At 75.0% G+C, this 24,200-nt stretch carries 23 protein-coding genes; 15 read left to right on the top strand and 8 right to left on the bottom strand.

From position 1 onward, the window contains the following. Positions 1-33: 33 nt before the first annotated feature. Both I8N68_RS19965 and I8N68_RS19960 read left to right on the top strand, forming a co-directional pair. Positions 34-855 (top strand): HAD family hydrolase, encoded by an 822-nt coding sequence (locus tag I8N68_RS19965; protein WP_200212249.1) that lies wholly within the window; start codon positions 34-36, stop codon positions 853-855. Next, the gene (locus I8N68_RS19960) at positions 855-1,667 is read left to right on the top strand and encodes an HAD family hydrolase (RefSeq protein WP_200212247.1); all 813 of its coding nucleotides are present in this window, start codon (positions 855-857) and stop codon (positions 1,665-1,667) included. The genes I8N68_RS19965 and I8N68_RS19960 overlap by 1 nt, the downstream gene beginning before the upstream one ends. Positions 1,668-1,706: 39 nt before the next feature. Here the strand turns inward: I8N68_RS19960 and I8N68_RS19955 are convergent, their stop codons facing one another. Then, a complete protein-coding gene (locus tag I8N68_RS19955) occupies positions 1,707-2,303 on the bottom strand; it encodes a bacterial proteasome activator family protein (RefSeq protein WP_200212245.1) in 597 nt (198 codons plus the stop codon). 84 nt (positions 2,304-2,387) lie between these two features. Between I8N68_RS19955 and I8N68_RS19950 the strand changes: the two genes are divergently transcribed. Both I8N68_RS19950 and I8N68_RS19945 read left to right on the top strand, forming a co-directional pair. Next, positions 2,388-3,215 (top strand): alpha/beta hydrolase family protein, encoded by an 828-nt coding sequence (locus tag I8N68_RS19950; RefSeq protein ID WP_200212243.1) that lies wholly within the window; start codon positions 2,388-2,390, stop codon positions 3,213-3,215. 47 nt (positions 3,216-3,262) lie between these two features. After that, positions 3,263-4,474 (top strand): ABC transporter substrate-binding protein, encoded by a 1,212-nt coding sequence (locus I8N68_RS19945; RefSeq protein WP_200212241.1) that lies wholly within the window; start codon positions 3,263-3,265, stop codon positions 4,472-4,474. Positions 4,475-4,558: 84 nt separating this feature from the next. On the opposite strand, the gene ddaH is transcribed toward I8N68_RS19945, so the two are convergent. Continuing rightward, positions 4,559-5,392: a dimethylargininase gene (ddaH, locus tag I8N68_RS19940; RefSeq protein ID WP_372433770.1), complete on the bottom strand. Its 834-nt coding sequence runs from the start codon at positions 5,390-5,392 to the stop codon at positions 4,559-4,561. Between the two features lie 59 nt (positions 5,393-5,451). On the opposite strand from ddaH, the gene I8N68_RS19935 reads away from it, so the two are divergent. The 3 genes from I8N68_RS19935 to I8N68_RS19925 all read left to right on the top strand — a co-directional run bounded on the left by I8N68_RS19935 (position 5,452) and on the right by I8N68_RS19925 (position 8,966). Continuing rightward, positions 5,452-5,910: an Lrp/AsnC family transcriptional regulator gene (locus I8N68_RS19935; protein ID WP_200212239.1), complete on the top strand. Its 459-nt coding sequence runs from the start codon at positions 5,452-5,454 to the stop codon at positions 5,908-5,910. 49 nt (positions 5,911-5,959) lie between these two features. After that, positions 5,960-7,867: a beta-propeller domain-containing protein gene (locus tag I8N68_RS19930; RefSeq protein ID WP_200212237.1), complete on the top strand. Its 1,908-nt coding sequence runs from the start codon at positions 5,960-5,962 to the stop codon at positions 7,865-7,867. A gap of 142 nt (positions 7,868-8,009) precedes the next feature. After that, positions 8,010-8,966 carry a zinc-binding dehydrogenase gene (locus I8N68_RS19925; RefSeq protein ID WP_200212233.1) on the top strand — a complete coding sequence of 319 codons (957 nt, stop codon included), beginning with the start codon at positions 8,010-8,012 and terminating at the stop codon, positions 8,964-8,966. 42 nt (positions 8,967-9,008) lie between these two features. Here I8N68_RS19925 and I8N68_RS19920 read toward each other — a convergent pair whose 3' ends face one another. The 3 genes from I8N68_RS19920 to mobA form a co-directional block, all read right to left on the bottom strand. Continuing rightward, positions 9,009-10,109 carry a T3SS (YopN, CesT) and YbjN peptide-binding chaperone 1 gene (locus tag I8N68_RS19920; protein WP_200212228.1) on the bottom strand — a complete coding sequence of 367 codons (1,101 nt, stop codon included), beginning with the start codon at positions 10,107-10,109 and terminating at the stop codon, positions 9,009-9,011. A 190-nt stretch (positions 10,110-10,299) separates the two neighbouring features. After that, complete coding sequence (locus tag I8N68_RS19915) at positions 10,300-10,557, bottom strand: DUF6457 domain-containing protein (RefSeq protein WP_200212225.1); 258 nt, start codon at positions 10,555-10,557, stop codon at positions 10,300-10,302. Then, on the bottom strand, positions 10,554-11,150 hold the full coding sequence (gene mobA, locus I8N68_RS19910) for a molybdenum cofactor guanylyltransferase (protein ID WP_372433775.1): 597 nt from the start codon (positions 11,148-11,150) through the stop codon (positions 10,554-10,556). The genes I8N68_RS19915 and mobA overlap by 4 nt, the downstream gene beginning before the upstream one ends. A 225-nt stretch (positions 11,151-11,375) precedes the next feature. Here mobA and fdhD point away from each other — a divergent pair, with 225 nt between their 5' ends. Beyond that, complete coding sequence (fdhD, locus tag I8N68_RS19905; protein WP_200212222.1) at positions 11,376-12,236, top strand: formate dehydrogenase accessory sulfurtransferase FdhD; 861 nt, start codon at positions 11,376-11,378, stop codon at positions 12,234-12,236. Between the two features lie 14 nt (positions 12,237-12,250). Here the strand turns inward: fdhD and I8N68_RS19900 are convergent, their stop codons facing one another. Then, entirely contained in the window at positions 12,251-13,303 is a 1,053-nt protein-coding gene (locus tag I8N68_RS19900) for a DUF4192 domain-containing protein (protein ID WP_200212221.1), read from the bottom strand. A 162-nt stretch (positions 13,304-13,465) separates the two neighbouring features. On the opposite strand from I8N68_RS19900, the gene I8N68_RS19895 reads away from it, so the two are divergent. The 5 genes from I8N68_RS19895 (at position 13,466) to I8N68_RS19875 (ending at position 20,182) form a co-directional block, all read left to right on the top strand. Beyond that, positions 13,466-14,380 carry a fructosamine kinase family protein gene (locus I8N68_RS19895; protein WP_200212220.1) on the top strand — a complete coding sequence of 305 codons (915 nt, stop codon included), beginning with the start codon at positions 13,466-13,468 and terminating at the stop codon, positions 14,378-14,380. Next, positions 14,377-15,390: a GTP 3',8-cyclase MoaA gene (moaA, locus tag I8N68_RS19890; protein WP_200212219.1), complete on the top strand. Its 1,014-nt coding sequence runs from the start codon at positions 14,377-14,379 to the stop codon at positions 15,388-15,390. Before I8N68_RS19895 ends, moaA begins: the two co-directional genes overlap by 4 nt. A 3-nt stretch (positions 15,391-15,393) precedes the next feature. Next, on the top strand, positions 15,394-15,639 hold the full coding sequence (locus tag I8N68_RS19885; protein ID WP_200212218.1) for a MoaD/ThiS family protein: 246 nt from the start codon (positions 15,394-15,396) through the stop codon (positions 15,637-15,639). 18 nt (positions 15,640-15,657) lie between these two features. Beyond that, positions 15,658-16,893 (top strand): metallophosphoesterase, encoded by a 1,236-nt coding sequence (locus I8N68_RS19880; protein ID WP_200212217.1) that lies wholly within the window; start codon positions 15,658-15,660, stop codon positions 16,891-16,893. Positions 16,894-16,987: 94 nt separating this feature from the next. After that, positions 16,988-20,182 carry a UvrD-helicase domain-containing protein gene (locus I8N68_RS19875; RefSeq protein WP_200212215.1) on the top strand — a complete coding sequence of 1,065 codons (3,195 nt, stop codon included), beginning with the start codon at positions 16,988-16,990 and terminating at the stop codon, positions 20,180-20,182. 43 nt (positions 20,183-20,225) lie between these two features. Here I8N68_RS19875 and I8N68_RS19870 read toward each other — a convergent pair whose 3' ends face one another. After that, positions 20,226-20,870, bottom strand: coding sequence for a prepilin peptidase (locus I8N68_RS19870; RefSeq protein WP_200212213.1), 645 nt, complete (start codon positions 20,868-20,870; stop codon positions 20,226-20,228). A gap of 11 nt (positions 20,871-20,881) precedes the next feature. Next, positions 20,882-21,922: an EamA family transporter gene (locus I8N68_RS19865; RefSeq protein ID WP_200212211.1), complete on the bottom strand. Its 1,041-nt coding sequence runs from the start codon at positions 21,920-21,922 to the stop codon at positions 20,882-20,884. Between the two features lie 85 nt (positions 21,923-22,007). Between I8N68_RS19865 and I8N68_RS34290 the strand changes: the two genes are divergently transcribed. Both I8N68_RS34290 and I8N68_RS19855 read left to right on the top strand, forming a co-directional pair. Further along, positions 22,008-22,814, top strand: coding sequence for an LppU/SCO3897 family protein (locus I8N68_RS34290; RefSeq protein ID WP_200212209.1), 807 nt, complete (start codon positions 22,008-22,010; stop codon positions 22,812-22,814). Positions 22,815-22,953: 139 nt separating this feature from the next. Beyond that, complete coding sequence (locus I8N68_RS19855) at positions 22,954-24,189, top strand: ATP-binding protein (RefSeq protein WP_200212206.1); 1,236 nt, start codon at positions 22,954-22,956, stop codon at positions 24,187-24,189. Positions 24,190-24,200: the final 11 nt, after the last annotated feature.

Raw genomic sequence — 24,200 nt, 5'->3', positions numbered from 1 at the left:
GCTGGCACGACGGCGGCGGGCGAAGGAGGAACCATGACCCGCCCGGGACTGCCCAAGCTGATCGCCACCGACCTCGACGGGACGCTCGTGCGCAGCGACGACACCGTCTCCGCGTACACCCACGAGGTGCTCGACCGGGTGCGGGCCGCCGGGATCCCGGTGGTCGGCGCGACCGGTCGCGGGCCGCGCCTGACGGAGCTGACCCGCAACGACATCCGCGCCGCCGACTTCCTGGTGATGGCCGGCGGTGGCCGGGTGGTCGACCAGAGCGACCCGGCCGGCCCGGTGGTGCTGCGGGACGAGCGGCTCCGGGCGGAGGTGCTCGCCGGGCTCCTCGCCGACCTGGAGGCCGAGGTCGGGCCGCTGACCGTGATGGTGGAGGCGTCCGACGAGCACGACGCCCCGCTCTGGGGCGACTACCACCCGAGCTGGCCGTACCAGGACCGGTTCGAGGCGCGCAGCCGTGCCGAGTGCCTCTCCGGCGACGTGATCAAGGCGTTCGCCCGGACCGCCGACCACCACGTCGACGAGCTGCTGGAGGTCGCCCGGCGGATCGTGCCGGCGGAGACGGCGACACTCACCCAGGCCGGCCTCGGCTTCATCGAGATCTGCCCGCCCGGGGTGGACAAGTCGACCGGGCTCGCCGTGGTCGCGCAGCGCCTCGGCGTGGACCCGGGGGAGGTGCTGGTCTTCGGGGACATGCCCAACGACCTGCCGATGTTCGCCTGGGCCGGCTGGGCGCGGGTGGCGGTGGCCAACGCCCACCCGGCGGTCCGCGCCGCGGCGGACGAGGTGACCCTGCGCAACGACGACGACGGCGTCGCGGTCTACCTGGACCGACTACTCTCCCGGTGATGGGAGAGGCACCCCGGCTGGTCGCGACCGACATCGACGGCACCCTGCTCACCGACGACCGGACGCTCAGCCCGCACACCGCGGCGGTGCTGGCCCGGATCTCCGCGCAGGGCACGCCGATCGTGCTGGTCACCGGCCGCCCCATCCGTTGGCTCCAGCTCGTGTACGACCAGCTCGCCGAGCCGCTTCCGGCGATCTGCGCGAACGGCGCGGTGGTCTACGACCCGGTCACGGACGAGGTGCTGCGGGCCGACCCGCTCGCCCCCGAGCTGCTGGCGGAGGTGGCCCGGCGGTTGCGGGCCGAGGTGCCCGGGGTCAGCTTCGCGGTGGAGATCGTGGACAGCCGGCAGATGCGGCACGAGGCGCACTACCCGCTGCGCTGGGACGCCGACCACGACGCCATCCGGGCGGTGGAGTCCCCCGAGGAGCTGCTCGCCGCCCCGGCGGTCAAGCTGCTGGCCCGGGCCGGCGAGCAGGACCCGGACGCGTTCCTCCAGCTGGTGGCCGGTGCGCTGGCCGGACTGGCCGAGGCGACCCACTCGTCGTACACCGGGCTGGTGGAGATCTCCGCCGCCGGGGTGACCAAGGCGGCCGGCCTGGCCTGGTACTGCGCCCGACTCGGCATCGACGAGCGGGACGTGCTCGCCTTCGGCGACATGCCGAACGACGTGCCGATGCTGACCTGGGCCGGGCGGGCGGTAGCGGTGGCCAACGCGCACCCCGCCGTCCTGGCGATCGCCGACGAGGTGACGGCGGCGAACACCGCCGACGGCGTGGCCGCGTACCTGGAGCAGGTCTTCGGGTTGGGCTGAGCGGACCGGGCGCCCGCGTGCGCGCGGCGCCCGGCCCGGTCAGAGGTACTGGCCGGTGCTGGGCCCCTCGCCGCCCTGCGGCTGGCCCACGCCCGGCATGCCGGGCATGATCCCGCCCGGCCCGCTCGGCAGGGCCTGCCGGCCGGAACGCATCTGCTCCAGCTGCACCCGGGCGGCCATCTGCTGGGCCACCAGCGCGGCCTGGATGCCGTGGAAAAGCCCCTCCAGCCAGCCGACCAGCTGGGCGTGGGCGATCCGCAGCTCGCTCTCGCTGGGCGCCTTCTCCTCGGTGAAGGGCAGCGAGATCCGCTCCAGCTCCTCGCGCAGCTCGGGGGCCAGGCCCTCCTTCAGCTCGACGATCGAGCGCTCGTGGATCTCCCGCATCCGGTGCCGGCTGGCGTCGTCGAGCGGCGCGGCCTTCACCTCCTCGAGCAGCTGTTTGATCATGCTGCCGATTCGCATCACCTTGGCCGGCTGCTCGACCAGGCGGGTCGGATCCTCACCCTGCGCCTCATCGGTCTGCACCGTGCCGACCGGCCGGCCGTCCGGACCGACCACCACCACGGTGCCGGGGATCCCGTCGGTGCCCTGCTCGTCGTCCTGTCCAGCGGAACGTGCTTCGGTCATGGGACCCATCTTTACCCAGCGCCCACCACCCACACGCGGCGGGACCGGGTCCCGCGCCGGAACCACCCGGCCGGGGCGGCTACCGTCGCCGTCATGCCCGCAGACCCGCGCGCCGTACTGACCCGGCCCGCCCCGACGCCGGACGCCACGGTCGCCTACGGCGACCATCCCGAGCAGGTCGCCGACCTGCGCCGGCCCGCCGGTGACGGGCCAGCCCGCCCGCTGGTCGTGGTGGTGCACGGTGGGTTCTGGCGGGCCGAGTACGACCGGAGCCACACCGGCCCGATGGCGGCGGCGCTGGCCGCGCAGGGCCACCCCGTCGCCCAGATCGAGTACCGGCGTACCGGGCAGCCCGACGGCGGCTGGCCGCACACGCTGACCGACGTGCTGGCCGGGGTGGCCGCGCTGCCGGGGCTGGCGGCCGCCGCGCTGCCCGGCCGGGTGGCGCCCGTACCGCCGGTCCTGGTCGGACACTCGGCCGGCGGCCACCTCGCGCTCTACGTGGCGGCGCAGGCGCCCGGGACGGTCTCTGCCGTGCTGGCGCTGGCCCCGGTCGCGGACCTCGCCGAGGCGTACCGGCTGGACCTGGACGCCGGGGCGGTGGCCGCGCTGCTCGGCGGCGGTCCCGCCGAATTCCCCGACCGGTACGCGGCGGCCGATCCGTCGGCGTTGGTGCCGATCGGAGTACGCAGCGTAGTGATGCACGGCACCCTGGACCGCCAGGTGCCGGTGGCCATGAGCCGCTCGTGGGTCGCCGCGGCGCGGGCCGCCGGCTCTCCCGCCACCCTCATCGAGCTGCCCGAATGCGAGCATTTCGGTCTGATCGCGCCGGACTCGGCGGCCTGGCCCCGGGTGGTTGCCGCGTTGCGGTCCCTGCACGATGATCTTCCCGGCATTGACGCAGCGTCGCCAAGCAGGTAGAACGCCGGAGGGGCGATGAGCCCTGCAACGTTTTGGGAAGGAAATCGGTGTCGCAGATGAACCGCAGGCGGGCCCTTCAACTCCTGGCCGCGCTGGGTACCACCGGACTGGCGGCCGGCTGCGGCTCGGACTCCGAGAACGCCGGCGCCAGCTCGGGCAAACCCATCAAGATCGGGCTTATCGTGCCCGGTGCCGGCGCGAACAAGGCCATCGGCGACGAGATCAGCAACGGCTTCCAGCTCTTCCTCAGCCTCAACGACCAGCGGCTCGGCGGTCACCCGGTGACGCTGGTCAGCGCCGAGGAGGGCGAGAACGCCAAGAGCGGCCAGGCCGCCGTCGACCGCCTGCTCAAGGAGGGCGCGCTCGCACTCACCGGCGTGGTGAGCCCCGAGGTCATCCTGGGCATCCGGGACATGGTCGAGCAGGCCCGGGTGCCGCTGGTCTGCTCCAACGCCTCCCCGACCAGCCTGCAGAGCGTCGTCTACATCTGGCGCACCTCGTACGCCCTTGAGGAGCCGGGCCGGGCGCTCGGCCAGTACCTCAACCAGACGCTGCTGGCGGGCAGGCGGATCGCCATCCTCGCCCCGAACAACCGGAGCAGCCGGGACGTCATCGCCGGCTTCCGCGCGGGCTACGAGGTGAACGGCCGCCACATCGACGACGAGCCGATCCTCACCGTCGACGTGCCCAACCCGCGCAAGGGCACGTACACCGGCGCGATCCGCCAGGCCCTGAACCCGAAGAAACCCGCCGATGTGATCTTCTGCCACTACGCCGGCACCGCCGCGGTCCAGTTCATCAAGCAGCTGTACGACGAGGGCTACCGGGGCCCGATCTACGCTCCCGGGTTCCTCACCGAGGGCACGGTGCTCGACGAGCTGGAAAGCGAGATCGCGTCGATCGAGCGGTCCGGCCTCGAGACTGCGCTCAACTACTCGGCCGACCTCAACAACACCGCCAACCGGGTGTTCGCCTCGGCGTACCGCAAGACGTACCGGGTCTCCCCGACCACCTACGCGATGGCCTCGTACGACGCCGCGCAGGTGCTCGACAAGGCGATCCGGCTGGTCGGGTCGGACCCCACCCCGCAGCAGCTCAACCTCGCGCTCGGCAAGATCGGCCAGATCGACAGCCCGCGCGGTCCGTGGCAGTTCAACCAGCCGCGCACGCCGCAGCAGAAGTGGTACCTGCGTCGGGTGCAGCGCGACGGCCAGCTGCTCTCCAACGTGGTGATCAGCGAGCTGTCGACGCTCGGCTGAGCCGCCACCCCCGTACGCCGACGGGCCGGCCTCCCCGTGGGGAGGAGGCCGGCCCGTCGTTCGTTGGCGCTACGCGCGTTCGGCTCAGTGGCGCAGCTCGGCGATGCAGCACTTCACGCTGCCGCCGCCCTTCTTCAGCTCGGCCAGCTCGACCGGGACCGGGGTGTAGCCGGCCGCCTTGAGCTTGCCCGCCAGCCGGGTCGACTCGCTGTTCAGCACCACGTTCGCGCCGTCGCTGACCAGGTTCAGGCCGAACGCCAGCGCGTCCTCGTCGTCCGCGACCACCGCGTCCGGGAAGAGCTGCGCGAGCACCTTCTGGCTGGCCGCCGAGAAGGCGCCCGGGTAGTAGACGATGTTCTCGTCGTCGATCGAGGCGAGCGCCACGTCCAGGTGGTAGAAGCGCGGGTCGATCAGGTGCAGCGAGACCACCGGCCGGCCGAGCGCCTCCTGCGCCTCGGCGTGCGCGGGCAGCTCGGTGCGGAAGCCGTGCCCCGCCAGGACCAGGCCGCCGTGCGCCTCCGGCAGGTACGCGAAGTCGCCCTCGCCCTCGTTGGTCTCGCTCGGCGCGATGAACCGCCAGCCCCGCGACTCGTAGAACGCCCGGTGCACGGCGGCCTCGGCGGCCCGCTGCTCGTGCTTGAACTGGGCGCCGTAGACCGTGCCGTCCACCATGAAGGCGCCGTTGGCCGCGAAGACCATGTCGGGCAGCCCCGCCTCGGGGGTGAGCAGGTGCACCTCATGGCCGAGGCCGACGAGCGTCTCGCGCAGGCGGTCCCACTGCTTGACCGCCAACTCCGCGTCGACCGGCGCGGTGACGTCCATCCACGGGTTGATGGCGTACTCGACCGCGAAGTGCTCGGGCGAGCACATGAGATATGTCCGCTTTCGCGGGACTCGCTGCTGGTTCACGGTCACCAAGAGTAGGTACGGTACAACTTTGGTAACAGCCACAACCATTGCTTCCCAGAGGCGGAACGTTGCAGATCGACGCGGTTGACCAGCGAATCATTGCGTTGCTCGTTGCCGACGCCCGCGCGTCGTACGCGGACATCGGAACCCGGGTGTCACTCTCCGCCCCCGCTGTCAAGCGGCGGGTCGACCGGCTCCGATCGACGGGGGTCATCCGGGGCTTCACCGCCGTCGTCGACCCGGCCGCCGTCGGCTGGACCACGGAGGCCTTCGTCGAGCTGTTCTGCGCCGGCCGGACCACCCCGGCGCAGATCGGCGCGGCCGCCCGCCGACACCCCGAGGTGGTCGGCGCGTACACCGTCTCCGGGGAGGCGGACGCGCTGGTGCACCTGCGGGCCGCCGACATCTCCCACCTGGAGGAGGCGCTGGAGCGGCTGCGCGCCGAGTCCTTCGTGACCTCCTCGCGCAGCACCATCGTCCTGTCCCGCCTGGTCGAGTCGCCCGGCGTCGGCCCCTCCGGCGGCTGACCGTCCCGCCGAGGGGAACCGGGCGGCGGGGGGCGGCGTCCAAGGGCGCATGAGACCGGTGACCGCCTACGCCACGACCGGGACGCTGCTCGCCCTGAGCCTGCTCGCCGGGAGCGCCGTCGCACCCCGGCCGGTGGCGCCCGAACCGACGCCCCTCGCCGCCGCACCCCGCTTGGTCGCCTACGACTCCTGCGCCGCGGCGCTGGCCGGGCTGCGCGCCGCCGCCACCGCCGCCGTCGGACCGTGGGGCTTCGGGCCCGGGTGGCGTACCGGGATGGCGTTCGACGGGGCGCTGCCCGCCGACGCCGCGGCGCGGCCCGGGGCCGCGCCGCCCGGCGGGGCGAGGGCGGCCGACGGGGCGGCACCCGAGCACTCCACCACCAACAGCCACGAACCCGGGGCGGACGAGCCCGACCTGGTGAAGACCGACGGCCGGCGGATCGTCGTGGTCAGCCAGGGCGTGCTGCGGGTGGTGGACGCCGCCAGCCGGAAGGTCACCGGGCAGCTCGACCTCTCCGCCGGGGACGCGGAGCGCCGGTGGTGGCCGGAGAGCAACCTGCTGCTGCACGGGGACCGGGCGCTGGTGCTGGTCCGGCGGGCCGCGCCCGAGGTGCTGCCGGCGACCGAGCGCCCCGCCGATCCCGGCCGGCCGGCCGCCCCCGACGGTCCCCGGCTGCTCCTCGTCGACCTGGCCGGGCGGCCCACGGTCGTCGGGACGTACCGGATCGAGGGCAGCCTGCTCGACGCGCGCCAGACCGGCGCGACCGCCCGGGTCGTGGTCCGCACCCAGCCGCGGCTCTCCTTCCCGTACGACGAGCGGCGCACCGACGCCGAGCGGACCGCCACCAACCGGGCGGTGATCGCGAAGGCCGGGCTGGACGCCTGGCTGCCCCGCTACGACTGGACCGCCGACGGTGCGCCCCACACCGGCCGGGTCGGCTGCGACCGGCTGAGCCGGCCGGCCACCGGCACCGGCACCGCCCTGCTGACCGTGCTCAGCTTCGACCTCGCCGCCCGCCGCCTCGGCGACGGCGACCCGGTCACCGTCGCCTCGGACGCCGACACCGTCTACGGCACCGCCGACAGCCTCTACCTCGCCGGCGGAGGCGGTGCCGGATGGCGGGACGGCTGGGGCGGGATGCCGCGCCCCGGGCCGGAGCGCACCGACATCTTCCAGTTCGACACCGCCGGCCCGGGCCGGCCCCGGTACGTCGGCGCGGGCAGCGTCCCCGGCACCCTGCTCAACCAGTACGCCCTCTCGCAGTGGCAGGGCCACCTGCGGGTGGCGACCACCCGCTCGGGTTCGCCATCCGGCACCAGCGAGTCGGCCGTGTACGTGCTCGCCCGCCGCGGCGACCGGCTGACGGAGACCGGCCGGGTGGCCGGCCTCGGCCGGGGTGAACGGATCTTCTCCGTCCGCTTCCTCGGCGGCACCGGCTACGTGGTGACGTTCCGGCAGACCGACCCGCTCTACGCGCTCGACCTGACCGACCCGGCCGCACCCCGGCGGACCGGCGAGCTGAAGATCAACGGGTGGTCGGCGTACCTGCACCCGGTGCCTGGTGACCGCCTGCTCGGCGTCGGCCAGGAGGCGGACGACCGGGGACGGGCGCAGGGCCTCCAGGTCTCGCTCTTCGACGTGCACGACCCGGCCCGGCCCGCCCGGCTGGCCCGCCACCACCTGCCCGGCAACGGCTCCGTGGCGGAGTTCGACCCGCACGCGTTCCTCTTCGACCCGGCGACCGGGCTGGTGGCGCTGCCGCTGCACACCGGCGGCGTCCGCCTGCTCACCGTCACCGAGCGAGGAATCACCGACGTTGGTGCGGTCGCCGCGCCGCGGGGCGCCGTCAGCCGGTCCCTGCTGGTCGACGGCCGGCTGTGGACCGTCGCCGACGACGGACTCGCGGTCGCCGACCCCGCCACGGCCCGCGGCCTCGCCTGGCTGCCCTGGACCTGACACCTCCCTCCCCCGGCGGGTGGGGACCGGAGCCGCACGGCCCCGGACCCCACCCGCCGTCCCGTGCGCTCGGGGCGGTGGGGTTGACCTCAATTCCGGTTGAGGTTGTTGGGTGGAGGCCGGGGCTGCGGAAGGGGGATCTGTGCGCGCGGTGTGGCTGCGGGAGTTCGGGGGTCCGGAGGTGCTGGTGGTCGGGCCGGCGCCCGACCCGGCACCCGGGCCGGGGCAGGTGCTGATCGAGGTGGCGCACGCCAACCTCACGTTCGTGGAGACCATGTTCCGGGCGACCGGCTTCGGGCCGTTCCGGGCCGCGCCGCCGCTGATTCCCGGCAACGGGGTCGGCGGCGTGGTGGCCGCTGTGGGACCCGGCGTCGACCCGGGACTGGTCGGGCAGCGGGTGGTCAGCGGGACCGGCGGCTCGGGCGGCTACGCCGAGCGGGTGGTGGTGGACCGGGAGCTGCCGATCGAGGTGCCCGCCGGGCTCCCGCTGGACGAGGCGGTCGCCGTGTTCGCCGACGGTCGTACCGCCACCATGCTGGTGGACGCGGCGCGGCTGCGCCCGGGCGACCGGGTGCTGATCGAGGCGGCCGCGGGCGGCGTCGGCATCCTGCTGGCACAGCTCGCGGCGGCGGCCGGCGCGCGGGTCGTCGCCGCCGCCGGCGGTACCCGGAAGGTGGCCCTGCTCCGCGAGCGGGGACTCGACGTGGTGGTGGACTACCGACAGCCTGACTGGACCGACCGGGTACGGGCGGCCACCGGCGGGGTGGACGTGGTCTTCGACGGGGTGGGCGGCCCGCTCGCCCGGGACGCGTTCGACCTGCTGGGCGCGGGCGGTCGGATGCTGAGCTTCGGGCTGGCCAGCGGCGCCTGGGCCGACCTGCCCGCCGAACTGGCGGCGGCCCGGGGAGTGAGCCTGATCCGCCCGACCGCCGACCCGGCGGCGCTGCGCGCGTTCACCGAGCGGGCCCTGGCGGAGACGGCGGCCGGCCGGCTGCGACCCCTGATCGGGCAGCGCTTCCCGCTGGCCGGGGCCGCCGAGGCGCACGCCGCGATGGAATCCCGCGCCACCGTCGGGAAGACCCTCCTCGACGTCCACTGACCGGTACCCGCCCGGAGCGCCGCGGCGGCGGCCCGGCGGGGGTCAGAGGTACATGCCGGTGCGGTGCTCGCCCTCGGCGCGGGACGGCTTGTCGCCCTCGCCGAAGAAGCGCTTGCCGCCGAACTCGCCGTGCAACCGGTCGTCCAGCTCGTCGGCCAGCCCGGTCATCACCTGGACGGCGAGCATCAGATGGGTGGCCTGGAAGTTCCGGCCGAAGACCGGGATCGAGGCCCAGACCGTGTCGTCGGCGCAGTAGAGCCGGCCGATCGGCATCCGGTTGGTCAGCTCGGAGAGTTTCACGTAGAGCCGTTCGGTCGGCTCGACCTCGGTGAGCACCGGGGAGAAGACGTCGACCAGGGGCGGGTTGTCGCGCACCCGGACGAAGACCATCGCGGAGCCGGCGCGGATGTTGATGTCCCCGTCCGAGTCGACCTGCAACTGGTCCGAACTCGACCTCATCAGGGTGGAGACGACCGTACGGACCCGCTCCTCCAACGCCAGCACGTCGTTCTCGTCGACCTGGGCGGCGGCCGCGGCGGCCAGCGCCTCGTCGAGGTCGGACTCGACGTCCCGGTCCGGCCCGAACTCGCGCGCGGTGCCCAGGGGCTCCGCCGGCAGCGGCTCCCCCTCGGCGTCGTGCATCAGGTAGACGAGGAAGGCCGGGTGCGGGGCGCCGTACACGTCACGGAGGGTGCGGGAGAGCACGGCCGCCAGCCGGGTGGACTCGGAGACGTCGCAGTTCAGGCCGAACTGCTCGCCGGAGCCCTCGACCACGCCGGGCGGGGACCAGCCGAGCGCGACCATGTCGGCCACGGCCGCCCGGTCCAGCCGGTATCCCTGCGGCAGGGTGGCGTTGCCGACCGCCCGCGCGGAGAGCCCGCCCGCCGCCGCGACGTCCACGCTGATCGAGTAGACGGCGTCCCCGGTGCCGGAGGCGGTGGGGTCGAGGGTCAGCTCCACGTGCGCTCCGGCGGGCAGGGCGCGCAGCCGGTCGGCCAGGGCCCGGGCGAACTCCCGCCAGGCCTCCGTCACCTTCGCCCGGAGGTCGGCCGTGGTCGGCTCGTCCAGCAGGATCGACTCGTACTGCTCCGGCGCCTCGCCGGTCGGGTCACCAGCCGGCACCGAGGGGTGGTCTGCCGTCATGATCGCCTCCGTCCGTCAGGGTCACCCTACCCACGGACGATGGGGGTCGAATCAGGCCGACCGCGATCGGTCCGTGGCCCGCCCGAAGATCGGCCCCGAGCTGCCAGATCCGCCGGTGATAGCCGGTTCGCCAGGCCCCGGCCGGCGCCTGGTTCGCCGGGCCGGACCCGGCAGCGTCGAGCGGTGTGGGCTATTCGGCCGGGCCGGTGTCGTCCAGCTCGACCGGCCAGGTGGCGGCCAGCTCGCTGAGCCGGGACGCCGCCGCGGCCGGGTCGGCGCCCCGCCCCACCGCCAGCCCCAGCAGGTACGCGGACACCGGCGCACCCGGGCGCAGCACCTGGTGTGCCACGTCCCGGGCCAGGTCGAGCACGACCGGCACCGACACCTGAGCCGGGTCGAGACCCAGCTCGGCGCAGGCCGCCGTGACCCAGTCGTCCATCACCGTCATCGTGTCCACTCCTCGGCCCGGCGTACGTCCTCGTCAGTGTCGCAGTCGAACCACGGCGGCGGACCGGAGCCGGACCAGACCACCTCCCGCACGGACAGCCCGTCCAGCAGCGCTCGTACCGGAGCGCCGTCGAGCGTCCCGCCCCGCCGCGCGGCGAGCCGGTCCAGGGCGACCCGCAGCGCGTCGACCCGCCACACCCCGCAGAGCTGCTGCCGGCGACCGTCGCCGTCGACGTAGCAGGCCCCGTCGACGGATGGCCCGTCGAGTCGGCGGAGCAGGTCGTCGACCGCACCGGCGGTGAGCAGCGGCAGGTCGGCGGCGAGCAGGGCGACGATGGTCGTACCCGGGTCGAGCAGGGCGATCCCGGCGCGAGTGGCGGCGACCGGGCCGCCGCCGGGCGGGTCCTCCCGGGTCACCCGCACGTCGGGCGGGACCGCCCCGGCCGGGCCGACCACGATCCGCGGCTCGGCGTCGGCGACCGCCACCAGCACCCGGTGCAGCATCGGCCGGCCGCCGATCGGGACCGTGGGCTTGTCCACCCCGCCCATCCGGCGGGCCGCGCCACCCGCGAGCAGCACCGCCGCGTACGCCATCACCCGGCCACGGTAACCGCGCGGGCCCGCCGCCGCCGTACCGACGTGACCGCGCATCCTGGGTAGGGCCCCGCTGGGGCGGGCCAGGCCGGAGCGGACCAGGCCGGAGCGGGCCAGGCCGGAGCGGGCCAGGGCGGGCCAGGCCGGGGCGGGCCGGTCCGGGGCAGGCCCCGGCGAGCCGGTGTCGCCGTGCGGGGCGGTGGGCGGCCGGGGCAGGATGGCGGCATGGGACGGGCGACTGATCGGCGCGGGGTGCTCCGGATCGACCTCGACGCGGCGGCGGACGGACGCGCCCAGGTCCGCCGGCAGGACACCTTGGCGGTGGAGGAGCCGCTGGAGATCCGGGTCGGCCCGGCCGGCCCGGGCCGTCGGCGCCCGCTCGCGGTCACCATGCGGACCCCCGGGGACGACCTGGACCTGGCGATCGGCTTCCTGCTCACCGAGGGGCTGATCCGGTCCACCGACGACGTGCGCACCGCCCAGCTCTGCGCGGGGGCGGAGACGCCGAACACCTACAACGTGGTCGACGTGGTGCTGGCCCCGGGCGTGCCGGAGCCCACCACCGACCCGTCGCGCAACTTCTACACGACCAGCTCGTGCGGGGTCTGCGGCAAGGCGAGCATCGAGGCGATTCGGACTCGGTCGCTGTTCGCGGTACGGGACGACCCACTGACCGTGCCGGCGCAGGTGCTGGCCGCCCTGCCGGACCGGCTCCGCGCGGCGCAGCGGGCCTTCGACCGGACCGGCGGCCTGCACGCGGCCGGCCTGTTCACCCCGGCCGGCGAGCTGGTGGTGCTGCGCGAGGACGTGGGCCGGCACAACGCGGTCGACAAGGTGATCGGCTGGGCGGTGCGCGAGCGGCGGCTGCCGCTGGCCGGGCACCTGCTGCTGGTCTCCGGTCGGGCCAGCTTCGAGCTGACCCAGAAGGCGTGGATGGCCGGCGTGCCGCTGCTCGCGGCGGTCTCCGCGCCCAGCACCCTCGCGGCCGAGCTGGCCGAGGAGGCCGGGATGACCCTGGTCGGTTTCCTGCGCGGCCCGACCATGAACGTCTACGCCGGCGCCCACCGGCTGGCCGACCTCGACTGAGTCGCGGTGACCCATCACTCGCGCCGGCGGGGATGGCGGCGGCGGGCCCGGCGGCGGACCACCCCGGGAAAGCCGACCGCCGGCCAGCCGTCCAGCTCGGACGGGGGCACCCCGCGCCGGAGCAGGTCGTCGAGGAGCAGGGCGAGCGAGTAGTCGGGGTGGCTGGCGAGGACCCGTTCCAGCGCCACCGCGGCCAGGGCGCCGTACCCGGCGCGCCAGGCAGCGAAGGCGAGCAGGCTGCCCGGAGCGGCGATCAACTCCGGCTCGGCCCGGCGCAGCACGTCGGTCCAGAGGCTGATGTCGCCGTCCCGGCCGTCGGTCCGCTCCCAGGCGTGGTCGCGTACCGGTAGCTGGGTGAGGAGCACGCTCAGCCAGGCCACCTCGTCGTCACCCAGCCGCTCGCCGCGCCGGTGCCGGCGGAACGCGGTGCGGATCGCGGCCACCCCGGCCGAGCGCACCGACCGGCCACCGACCAGGGCGGTCTCCGTCGACTCCTCGGTCAGCCCGGCCAGCCGCCCGCGGGCCCGGACGGTGGCCCGGCGCATGGCCACCCGGACCGGCCCGTCGAACGGTGCCACCTGCGCGGTCAGCGCCGCCCGGTCGGGCAGGGCGACCTGGCCGGCGAAGACGGCCGCCGCGCTGACCTCGCTGGCCGTCGCGTCGTACGGGGTGCCGTCGGGCGGACAGCAGTCAGGCTCGACACAGAGGTACGACCACCAGCGCCCGTCGGTCACCCGCAGGGCGTCGAGCACGACCAGCCCCGCCGCGTCCAGCGCCTCGCCCACCGCGTCCACCGCACCGGTCACCCGGGCCGCCGGCCCGTAGCCGATCACGGTGGCTGACTCGGTGCCCTGGCGGGTGATCACGTCGGCCAGGTGTCGGGCGTGCGGACGGGGATCGGCGCCGGGCCCGGGCAGGTCACCTCGGGCGGCGAAGACGACCTGCCGGCCGCGCAGCGCCACCACGACCACGCTGTCGGCGGGATGGAAGCCGAGCAGGTACGGCACGGCGGCGATGAGGTCGGCGGGCGAGCGGACGGCGAGCCGGGGGCGGTCGGTCGGAGTCATGCCGGCAGCGTGCGGCGGACGGCGGCCGGGTCGACAGGCCCTGTGGACGACACGCGGGTTGTCCACAGGCACGGAGCGTATCGGTGCAGGTGACGACGATCGGCGGGCATCGGCCCGGCGACGCGGCCCGCGCATGTCGGCGGGAGCGGCTACCTTGCGCTCATGGACCTGGCGTACCTGCGGGCGCACCCGGAGCACCTGCCGACGTTCCTGACCCACCAACGAATCCGGGAGACGCCGGTCTCCGGCGGCAACATCTGCGCCGCCTCCCGGCTCACCCTGGACGACGGGCACTCGGTCTTCGCCAAGACCTGGCCGGAGACGGCCGGGGGCCCGGTCCCGGAGGGCTTCTTCGCCGCCGAGGCGGCCGGGTTGCGCTGGCTGCGCGACGCCGGCGCGGTGGCCGTACCGGAGGTGGTGGTGGCGCTGCCGGAGTTGCTGGCGCTCGACTGGGTGGAGCCCGGCGAGCCGACGCCGGAGGCGGCCGAACGGTTCGGCCGGGAGCTGGCCGTGCTGCACCGGGCCGGGGCGCCCGCGTTCGGGGCGGACTGGCCCGGCTTCATCGGTGCGCTGCCGCAGGACAACACCCCCGAGTCGGGCCCCTGGTCGGCGTGGTTCGCCCGGCGCCGGCTCGCACCGTACCTCCGGCTGTCGGTGGACGACGGCGCCCTCGCCGGGGTCAGGGCCGCCCTGGTCGAGCAGGTGATCGAGCGGATCGGGGAGCTCGGCGGGGACGAGCCGCCGGCCCGGATCCACGGCGACCTCTGGCCGGGCAACCTGCTCTGGGGCGCCGACGACCGGGTCTGGCTGGTCGACCCGGCGGCGCACGGCGGGCACCGGGAGACCGACCTCGCCCAGCTCGCGCTCTTCGGCGGCCCACCCCACCTGGACCGGATCCTGGCCGCCTACGACGAGACGTGGCCGCTCGCCGACGGCTGGCGGGAGCGGGTGCCCCTGCACCAGCTCCACCTGCTGCTGGTGCACACCGCCCTGTTCGGCGCCGCGTACCAGGATGCGGTCGGCACCGCCGCCCGAGCTGCCCTGCGCGGCTCCCGACGCGCTACCGTCGACAGGTGACCGCCGCCCCGACGACCGACGGCGTCCTCGTCGACCGGTACGGCCGCGTCGCCCGGGACCTGCGGGTCTCGCTGACCGACAAGTGCAACCTGCGCTGCACGTACTGCATGCCGGCCGAGGGGCTGCCCTGGTTGGCCGGGCCGCAGCTGCTCGGTGACGAGGAGATCGTCCGGCTGGTCCGGGTGGCGGTGCAGCGGCTCGGCGTGACCGAGGTCCGCTTCACCGGCGGGGAGCCGCTGATCCGGCCCGGGCTGGTCGGCATCGTCGAAGCGGTGGCGGCGCTGGAGCCACGGCCCCGGATCTCGCTGACCACCAACGGCATCGGGTTGCAGCGGCTGGCGCCGGGCCTGCGCGCCGCCGGGCTGGACCGGGTGAACGTCTCGCTGGACACCCTGGACCGGGCCCGCTTCGCCGAGCTGACCCGGCGCGACCGGCTCGACGACGTGCTCGCCGGGCTGGCTGGCGCGGCGGCGGCCGGCCTGACCCCGGTGAAGATCAACTCGGTGCTGATGCGCGGAGTGAACGACGGCGAGGCGCCCGCGCTGTTGCGCTTCGCCCTCGACCACGGCTACGAGCTGCGGTTCATCGAGCAGATGCCGCTCGACGCCCAGCACGGTTGGGACCGGACGACGATGGTCACCGCCGACGAGATCCTGGCCGCCCTGCGCGCCGAGTTCGACCTCAGCGCCGACCCGGCGGAGCGGGGCGCGGCGCCCGCCGAGACCTGGCTCGTCGATGGCGGCCCGGCCAGGGTGGGGGTGATCGCCAGCGTGACCCGGCCGTTCTGCGGCGACTGCGACCGGACCAGGCTCACCGCCGACGGGCAGGTACGCGCGTGCCTCTTCGCCACCGAGGAGTCGGACCTGCGCGGCGCGCTGCGCGGCGGCGCGGACGACGCCGAGCTGGCGGCCCGCTGGCGTACCGCGATGTGGGGCAAGCGCGCCGGGCACGGCATCGACGACCCGTCGTTCCTGCAACCCGTCCGGCCGATGTCGGCGATCGGAGGCTGACCGGTGGAGCTCACCGTCCGCTACTTCGCTGGCGCGCGGGCGGCCGCCGGCCGCACCGAGGAGACCGCACCCGCCGGGCGCTCGCTCGACGAACTCGTCGGTGAGCTCGCGCAACGACACGGCGAGCGGCTCGCCGCCGTGCTGAGGGTGGCGAGTTTCCTGGTCGACGGCGTCGCCTGCCATGATCGTCGGGTGCCGCTGCCGGCCGGGGCGACGGTCGACGTGCTGCCGCCGTTCGCCGGCGGCTGAGGAGGCTCGGTGCTGGCGATGGCGACCTTCGTGGGCTTCGCGGTGCTCGTCACCGCCCTGATCCACCTCTACCTGTGGAAGCGACTGGTCCGGGACACCACCGGCCCCGGCCACTGGCGGAAGGTCGGCGGGATCGCCGCGCTGGTCCTGGCGCTGCTGGTGCCGGCGACCATGGCGGGGACCCGTGGCGGGGCGTACTGGCTGGCCTGGCCCGGCTATCTCTGGCTGGCGCTGATGTTCTATCTGCTGGTCCTGCTGCTGACGCTGGAAGTGCCGATGGCGGTGGCGAAGCTGGTGCTGCGCCGCCGGGCGACGGTCGCCGAGCCGATCACCGCCGCGCCGGAGCCGGTGCTGGTCGGGGCCGGCGGCGTCGCCGAGCCGCCGGCCGTCGCGGCGGTCGACCAGCCGGACCACGACCCGGCGCGCCGGTTGCTGCTCGCGCGCGGGGCCGCGATCTTCGCCGGCCTCGCCGCCGCCGGGACCACCGGGTACGGCGTCCGCACCGCGATGGGCCCGCCGCAGCTGGACCGGGTACGGATCCCGCTGGCGAAGCTTCCCCGGAGCATGGACGGCCTGCGGATCGCCACCGTCTCCGACATCCACCTGGGCCCGTTGCGCGGCCGGGCGCACACCGAGCGGATCGTCGAGATGATCAACCGGCTGGACGCCGACCTGGTGGCCGTCGTCGGCGACCTGGTCGACGGCTCGGTGGCCGAGCTCGGCGAGGCGGCGGAGCCGCTGCGCGACCTGCGCTCCCGGTACGGCAGCTTCTTCGTCACCGGCAACCACGAGTACTACTCCGGAGTCGAGGAGTGGGTCCGGGAGGTCGACCGGCTGGGCCTGCGGGTGCTGCAGAACGAGCGGCAGGAGATCCGGGCCCGGGGCGGCGTGCTGGACCTGGCCGGGGTGAACGATGTGACCGCGGCGGGCACCGGGCTGGCCGCCCCCGCCGACTATGCCGCGGCGCTGGGCGACCGCGACCCGAGCCGCCCGGTCGTGCTGCTGGCGCACCAGCCGGTGGCCGCGCACGAGGCGGCGAAGTTCGGCGTCGACCTGCAACTGTCCGGGCACACCCACGGCGGCCAGATCGTCCCGTTCAACTACCTGGTCAAGCTCCAGCAGCCGGTGGTTTCCGGCCTGGGCGAGGTGGACGGCACGAAGGTCTACGTCACCAACGGCGCCGGCTTCTGGGGCCCGCCGGTCCGGGTCGGCGCGAACCCGCAGATCACCCTGGTCGAGCTCCGCGCCCAATAGCGCGCCCGCGCCGCGCAGTCCAGCACCGGATTGCTCAGGTCACCCGTACGCGTGGCGGCGGGCGGGCGGTGGACCGGCCGTGACAGGATGCGGCGTGCCTCCGTTCAGCGCCGTACCCCCCGGTGGCCTCCCGCCATTCGTCGCGGATCTGCACATCCACTCGAAGTACTCGCGCGCGTGCAGCCGCGACCTGACGCTGCCGAACCTCGGCTGGTGGGCGCGGCGCAAGGGCATCGGTCTCCTCGGCACCGGCGACTTCACCCATCCCGCCTGGTACGACCACCTCCGCGAGACGCTGCACCCGGCCGAGCCGGGCCTGTACCGGCTCAGCCCGGAGGCGGAGCGGGACATCGCCCGGCGGCTGCCGCCCCGGCTGGCGAGCGAGGCGGAGGCGGACCCGGTCCGGTTCATGCTCAGCGTGGAGATCTCGACGATCTACAAGCGGGACGACCGGACCCGCAAGGTGCACCACCTGATCTACCTGCCGGATCTGGACGCGGTGGCCCGGTTCAACGCGGCGCTGGGCCGGATCGGCAACCTGGGCTCGGACGGCCGGCCGATCCTCGGCCTGGACTCGCGGGACCTCCTGGAGATCACCCTCGAGGCCAGCCCGGACGGCTACCTGGTGCCCGCGCACATCTGGACGCCCTGGTTCTCCGCGCTCGGCTCGAAGTCCGGCTTCGACGCGATCGCCGACTGCTACGCCGACCTGGCCGACCACATCTTCGCGGTGGAGACCGGCCTCTCCTCCGATCCGGAGATGAACTGGCGGGTCGGCAGCCTGGACCGGTACCAGCTCGTCTCGAACTCCGACGCGCACTCACCACCGGCGCTGGCCCGCGAGGCCACCGTGCTGAACTCGGCCCGCGACTACTTCGCCATCCGCGAGGCGCTGCGGACCGGGGACGGGCTGGCCGGGACAATCGAGTTCTTCCCCGAGGAGGGCAAGTACCACGCCGACGGGCACCGGCTCTGCGGGGTCAACTGGTCCCCCGAGCGGACCCGGGAGACCGGCGGACGGTGCCCCGAGTGCGGCAAGCCGCTGACGGTGGGCGTGCTGAGCCGGGTCGCGGAGCTGGCCGACCGGCCGGCGGGACACCGCCCGGCGCACGCCCGCGAGGTGACCCACCTGGTGCCACTGGCCGAGGTCCTCGGTGAGATCAACAAGGTGGGTGCCCGGTCGAAGAAGGTCGAGGGCAAGCTCAACGAGCTGGTCGCCGCGCTCGGCCCGGAGCTGGAGATCCTGACCCGGACCCCGCTGGACGAGCTCGGCCGGGTGGGCGGGGAACTGCTCGCCGAGGGCCTCGGCCGGCTGCGCCGCGGCGACGTGCGCCGGGTGCCGGGCTACGACGGCGAGTACGGCGTGATCACCCTCTTCGACCCGGCCGAGCTGGGCGGCGCCGGGAGCCCGGGAGCGCAGGAGACGCTCTTCGACGTACCGGTGCCGGCGCCGCGGCGGCCCACGGAGCTGGCGCCGACGCCGAAGGCCCGGCGCACGGCGGCGGCGAAGAGCGAGCCGAAGCGCAAGGCCGCCCCGCCCCCGCCGCCACCGATCGCGCCGGCGCCCTCCCCGCACGAGCCGTTCGAGCCGATGCTCGCCGGGATGGAGGAGGTCGGTACCGGTCTGCTGGACCGGCTGGACGCGATGCAGCGGGTGGCCGCCTCCGCGCCGGGCGGCCCGCTGCTGATCGTGGCCGGCCCGGGCACCGGCAAGACCCGGACGCTGACCCACCGGATCGCCTACCTCTGCGCGGAGCTGAACGTCTTCCCCGAGCAGTGCCTGGCGATCACCTTCACCCGGCGGGCGGCCGAGGAGCTGCGGCACCGCTTGGACGGCCTGCTCGGCCCGGTCGCCGAGGACGTCACGGTGGGCACCTTCCACTCCCTCGGGCTGAGCATCCTGCGCGAGAACGCCGAGGCAGCCGGTCTGCCGAAGGATTTCCGGATCGCCGACGACGCGGAGCGGGCGGCGGCCCGGGTGGAGGCCGGCGACGACGTGGCCCGCTACGCCGCGTTGCTGCGCAAGCAGGACCTGGTCGACCTGGACGAGCTGGTCACCCTGCCGGTCGCGCTGCTGAAGGCCGACCGGAAGCTGGTCCGCGAGTACCGCGACCGGTGGCGGTGGATCTTCGTCGACGAGTACCAGGACGTCGACGCCGTCCAGTACGAGCTGCTGCGGCTGCTCAGCCCCGCCGACGGCAACCTCTGCGCGATCGGTGACCCGGACCAGGCGATCTACTCGTTCCGGGGCGCCGACGTCGGCTACTTCCTGCGCTTCTCGCAGGACTTCACCGACGCCCGGCTGGTCCGGCTGAACCGCAACTACCGCTCGTCGGCGCCCATCCTGGCCGCCGCGGTGCAGGCCATCGCGCCGTCGTCGCTGGTCCGCGGCCGCCGGCTGGACCCGGCCCGGCTCGACCCGGAAGCCCCGCTGGTCGGTCGCTACGCTGCGGCCTCCGTCTCCGACGAGGCCGATTTTCTGGTACGCACCATCGACGAGCTGGTCGGCGGACTGTCCCACCGGTCGCTGGACACCGGTCGGATCGACGGCCGGTCGACCTCGCTGTCGTTCTCCGACATCGCGGTGCTCTACCGGACCGACGCGCAGGCCGCGCCGATCGTGGACGCGCTCGCCCGGGCGAACATCCCGGTGCAGAAGCGCTCGCACGACCGGCTCCGGGACCGGCCCGGGGTGGCGGCGATCGCCCGCGAGCTGCGGCACGCCGACGGTCTCGACGGCGCGCTGGCCGCCCGCGTCCGGCTCGCCGGGCAGGTGGTGGCGGAACGCTTCGCCGTGCCGACGCTGGACGGCGCCAGCCCGGTCCGTCCGGAGGATGTCCGCTCGGCGGTGGACCTGCTCACGCCGCTGGCCCGGCGCTGCGGCGACGACCTGGAGCTGTTCCTGTCCCAGTTGGCCACCGGGGCGGAGGTGGACGCCCTCGACCCGCGGGCCGAGGCGGTCACCCTGCTCACCCTGCACGCCGCGAAGGGGCTGGAGTTCCCGGTGGTCTTCCTGGTCGGCGCCGAGGACGGGCTGCTGCCGCTGCGCTGGCCGGGCGCCGAGCCGGACGACGACGCGGTGGCCGAGGAGCGCCGGCTCTTCTTCGTCGGCCTCACCCGGGCCCAGGACCGGCTCTACGTCAGCCATGCCGCCCGCCGGGTCCGGCACGGCGCGGAACGCGACGGCCGCCCGTCCCCGTTCCTCGACGTGATCGACCCGGGCCTGTTCGAACGCTTCGGCGACGCCGAGCCGCGCCGCCCGCGGGACCGCCAGCTCCGGCTGATCTGACGGCCGTGACCGCTCGCGCCGGTGAACCGGCCGGGTCGGTGGGTCAGGCGAGCAGCACCGCCAGCCAGGCGCCGACGAGCAGCGCCGGGCCGAACGGGAGGGCGGTGTCGCGACGTACCCGGCCGGTGGCCAGCAGGGCGAGCACCAGCACTCCGTTGAGCAGGTGCGGCAGGAGCAGACCGAGCCCGAGCGACGGCCAGCCCAGCCAGCCCAGCGGCAGTCCAAGCGCGGCGGCGAGCTTGACGTCGCCGAAGCCGAGCCGCGAGCCGGGCAGCAGCGCCAGCACCACGTACCCGGCGAAGGAGAGGCCCGCCCCGGCGAGTACGCCGAGCAGCCGCGCCGGGGTGCCGGCGGCGAGTGCCGCCCCGGCCAGCCCCAGGCCGCCACCGAGTGCGGCCGCCCCGACCAGCCGGTCCGGCAGTCGCAGGCAGGCCAGGTCCACCAGGGCGAGCACCAGCCCGACGGCCCCCACCAGCAGGTACGCCGGCAGCGCCGGGTCGGCGTCGCGGGTCGCGGCGAGACCACCGAAGAGCAGCGCGCCGAGCAGTGCCAATCCGGCGGTGGACCCGTCCGGCGGGGTGCGGGCCGGCGGGCGCGAGGCGGTCACGAAGCGGCGCGCGACCACGGGAGCGACCGAACCGGTCAGCGCGCCGAGCAGCGCCACGCAGCTCACCAGCCCGGCGGACACAGGGCCGGAGGTTACCGGCGGGCCGGCGGCACGGCTGTCCCGTCCACCGGGCGGCGCGGTCGTTCGGTGGTCACCACCAGCGCCACCCCGGCGACGATCACCGCGCCGCCGAGCAGCACCCGGGCGGTGACCGGCTCGGCCGCGAGCAGCGCGCCGAGCGCCACCGCGACCGCCGGATTTACGTACGCGTACGTGGAGACCAGAGAGATCGGCGCGTGGTGCAGCAGCCAGACGTACGCGGTGAAGGCGACCAGCGAGCCGGCGACCATCAGGTACGCCAGCGCCGCCCAGGAACGGCCGGTCACCTCGGCCGGGGAGAAGCCGCGCCACTCGCCCCGGGCCGCGCCGGCCACGGCGAGCGCCACCGCGCCGGCGACCATCTCGTAGACGGTGGCCACGAAGGGGTCGGCCGGCATCCGGAGCCGTCCGGAGAGGTACGACCCGACGGACCAGCAGGTGGCCGCCACGACCACGGTGAGCGCCCCGGCCAGCGGTACGGCCCGCGAGCCGCCGGTGGGCAGCACCAGCAGGACCAGGCCGACGAAGCCCACGGTCACCCCGGCGAAGGTCCAGCGCCCGGGCCGGTCGCCGCCGAGCGTCCGGAGCAACACCACCAGCAGCGGGACGGTCGCCACCAGCAGCGCGGCGATGCCGGAGGGGACCGCGACGCCGGCCGGACCGGACTCGGCGAGCACCACCAGGCCGTTGCCGCCAGCCAGCAGGAGCACCCCGACCAGGGCGGCCGAGCCGAGTTGCCGGCGGTCCACGCGGAGCGCGCCGGGACCGCGCCGGAGCCGGAGCACGGCCGCCAGCACGAGGGCGGCGGCGGCGAACCGGGCGGCCGCAGAGGTGAGCGACGGCAGCGACTCGACGGCGACCCGGATGCCCAGGTAGGTGGAGCCCCACAGCACGTACACCAGGATCAGCGCGGTCCAGATCAGCGCAGGTCGGGCCGGGTTCACGGAGTGGTCGGCGCGGCCCGGACCGGCCGGCGTGGTGGGCGGGGTGAGGCCGGGGCCGGTCGGCGTCGCACTTGCTGGGCGTGAGCTCATCGGTGGACCACGCTACGGTGACCACGGCGTCGGCGTCCCCCGTTGGTGGCCGGCCTCTCACACTGGCGCACGCAGGAGGGCGTTCATGACGAACTTCGGACCACCGGTCGGCGGCTCCTCGGAGCCGTGGGGTGGGCGGCGGCCCGACGACGCCTACGCTCCGCCGGCCGACCCACGGTACGACGCGCAGCCCGGTGGCTGGGGCGAGCCGCCCACCCAGCGGTACCAGCCGACGGCGGGAACGGGTTGGGCGGGCCCGCCCGCCCCGCAGCCGGCCTCCACGCCGGGTTACCAGCCATACCCGCCCGCACAGGGGTACCCGCCGGACCAGGGGTACCCGCCGGACCGGGGGTACCCGCCGGCCGGGCAGCCCGGTTACCCGCCGGCCGGGCCGTACGGCGGCGGCGACGGTCAGCCGTACGCCGATCCGCCGCCCCCCAAGCGCGGTAAGGGTCCGCTGATCGCGGTGCTGGCCGTGCTGGCGGTACTGGTGCTCGGCGGCGCGGCCACCCTCTACCTGCTCGGCCGGGACGACCCGGCCCCGACGGCCGGGCCGACCCAGCCCGCCGCCCCGGCCCCCGAGCCGTCCGGCGGGGCGGCCGCCCGGGTCCCGGCGACCACGGCGCCGGCGCCCGCGTCCTCGGCGGATCCCCGGTTCGTCAAGGTGGGGCAGTGCGTCCGCAACGAGGGCCCGGCCGGCGGCAAGCCCAAGCTGCTGATCAGCGAGTGCGGCGCGAAGACGTACCAGGTGTTGCGCCGCTTCGACGGCGCCACCAGCGGGGAGAAGGACGCCAAGGCGAAGTGCGCCAAGGTGGCCGGCTACACCAACTGGTACTTCTTCGACAGCGAGCTGGACACCCTGGACTTCGTGCTCTGCCTCAAGCAGCGCTGATTCCACCGGTAGGCAAAACTAGGGCTATCTAGCATTTTGGCTAGACGGCCCTAGTTTCATCTCGACGACGCCGACACGCCGGTAGCCCCATCTATGCATGTCTAGCCCCGCAGCTAGACGGCCCGATAATGTGCGATGCGTGGATCCGGTCCGCAACCCGTACGCCCCGGGCGCCGGCCAGCGCCCGCCCGAGCTCGCCGGGCGGGGGCGGGAGCTGGACGTCTTCGACGTCGTGCTGGAACGCATCGCCCGGGGCCGCCCGGAGCGCAGCCTGATGCTCACCGGCCTGCGCGGCGTCGGCAAGACGGTCCTGCTCAACACGCTGCGCTCGGAGGCGATCAACCACCTCTGGGGCACCGGCAAGATCGAGGCCCGCCCGGACCAGTCGCTGCGCCGGCCGGTCGCCGCCGCCCTGCACATGGCGGTCCGCGAGCTCGCCCCCCGGCACCGCGCGCCGGACCGGATCGACGGGTTCCTCGGCGTGCTGAAGGCGTTCGCCCAGCGCTCCGCGCCGGCCGGTCGCGGCGCCACCGCGCCGAAGCTGCGCGACCGCTGGCAGCCGGGCATCGACGTACCAGCCAGCAGCGGCCGGGCCGACTCCGGCGACATCGAGATCGACCTGGTCGAGCTGCTCACCGACGCCGCGGCGGTGGCCACCGACGTGGGCACCGGGATCGCCATCTTCATCGACGAGATGCAGGACCTCGGCGCGGAGGACGTCTCCGCGCTCTGCGCCGCCTGCCACGAGCTGTCGCAGCTCGGCGCGCCGCTGATCGTGGTCGGCGCCGGGCTGCCGCACCTGCCCGCCGTGCTGAGCGCCGCCAAGTCGTACTCCGAACGGCTCTTCCGCTACCAGCGGATCGACCGGCTGGACCGGATCGCCGCCGACCAGGCGCTCTGCGCGCCGGCCGAGCGCGAGGAGGTCGAGTACGAGCAGAAGGCGCTCGATCTGCTCTACGAGAAGTCGGGCGGCTACCCCTACTTCGTCCAGGCGTACGGCAAGGCCACCTGGGACCATGCCCCCCGCTCGCCGATCACCGCCGCCGACGTCCGGGTGGCCGCCCCGGAGGCGGAGGCCGAGCTGGCGGTCGGCTTCTTCGGCTCCCGGTTCGAGCGGGCCACCCCCGCCGAGCGCGAGTACATGCGGGCAATGGCGAGCCTCTCCCTGATCGAGGGGGAGGAGAGCGGACGCGACGACATGGACGCGGCGGTGCCCACCGCGGAGATCGCCCGCTCGCTCGGCCGCAAGCCGGCGAGCCTCTCCCCGGCCCGCGACGCGCTGATCAAGAAGGGGCTGATCTACTCCGGGGAGCGGGGCACGGTCGCCTTCACCGTCCCGCACTTCGGCCGGTACCTGCGCACTCAGCCGGCCTGACCGGCGGGGCG

The sequence above is a fragment of the Micromonospora coerulea genome (assembly GCF_016598485.1).
Lineage (GTDB): Bacteria > Actinomycetota > Actinomycetes > Mycobacteriales > Micromonosporaceae > Micromonospora > Micromonospora coerulea.
This window is presented reverse-complemented; position numbering and strand designations above follow the sequence as displayed.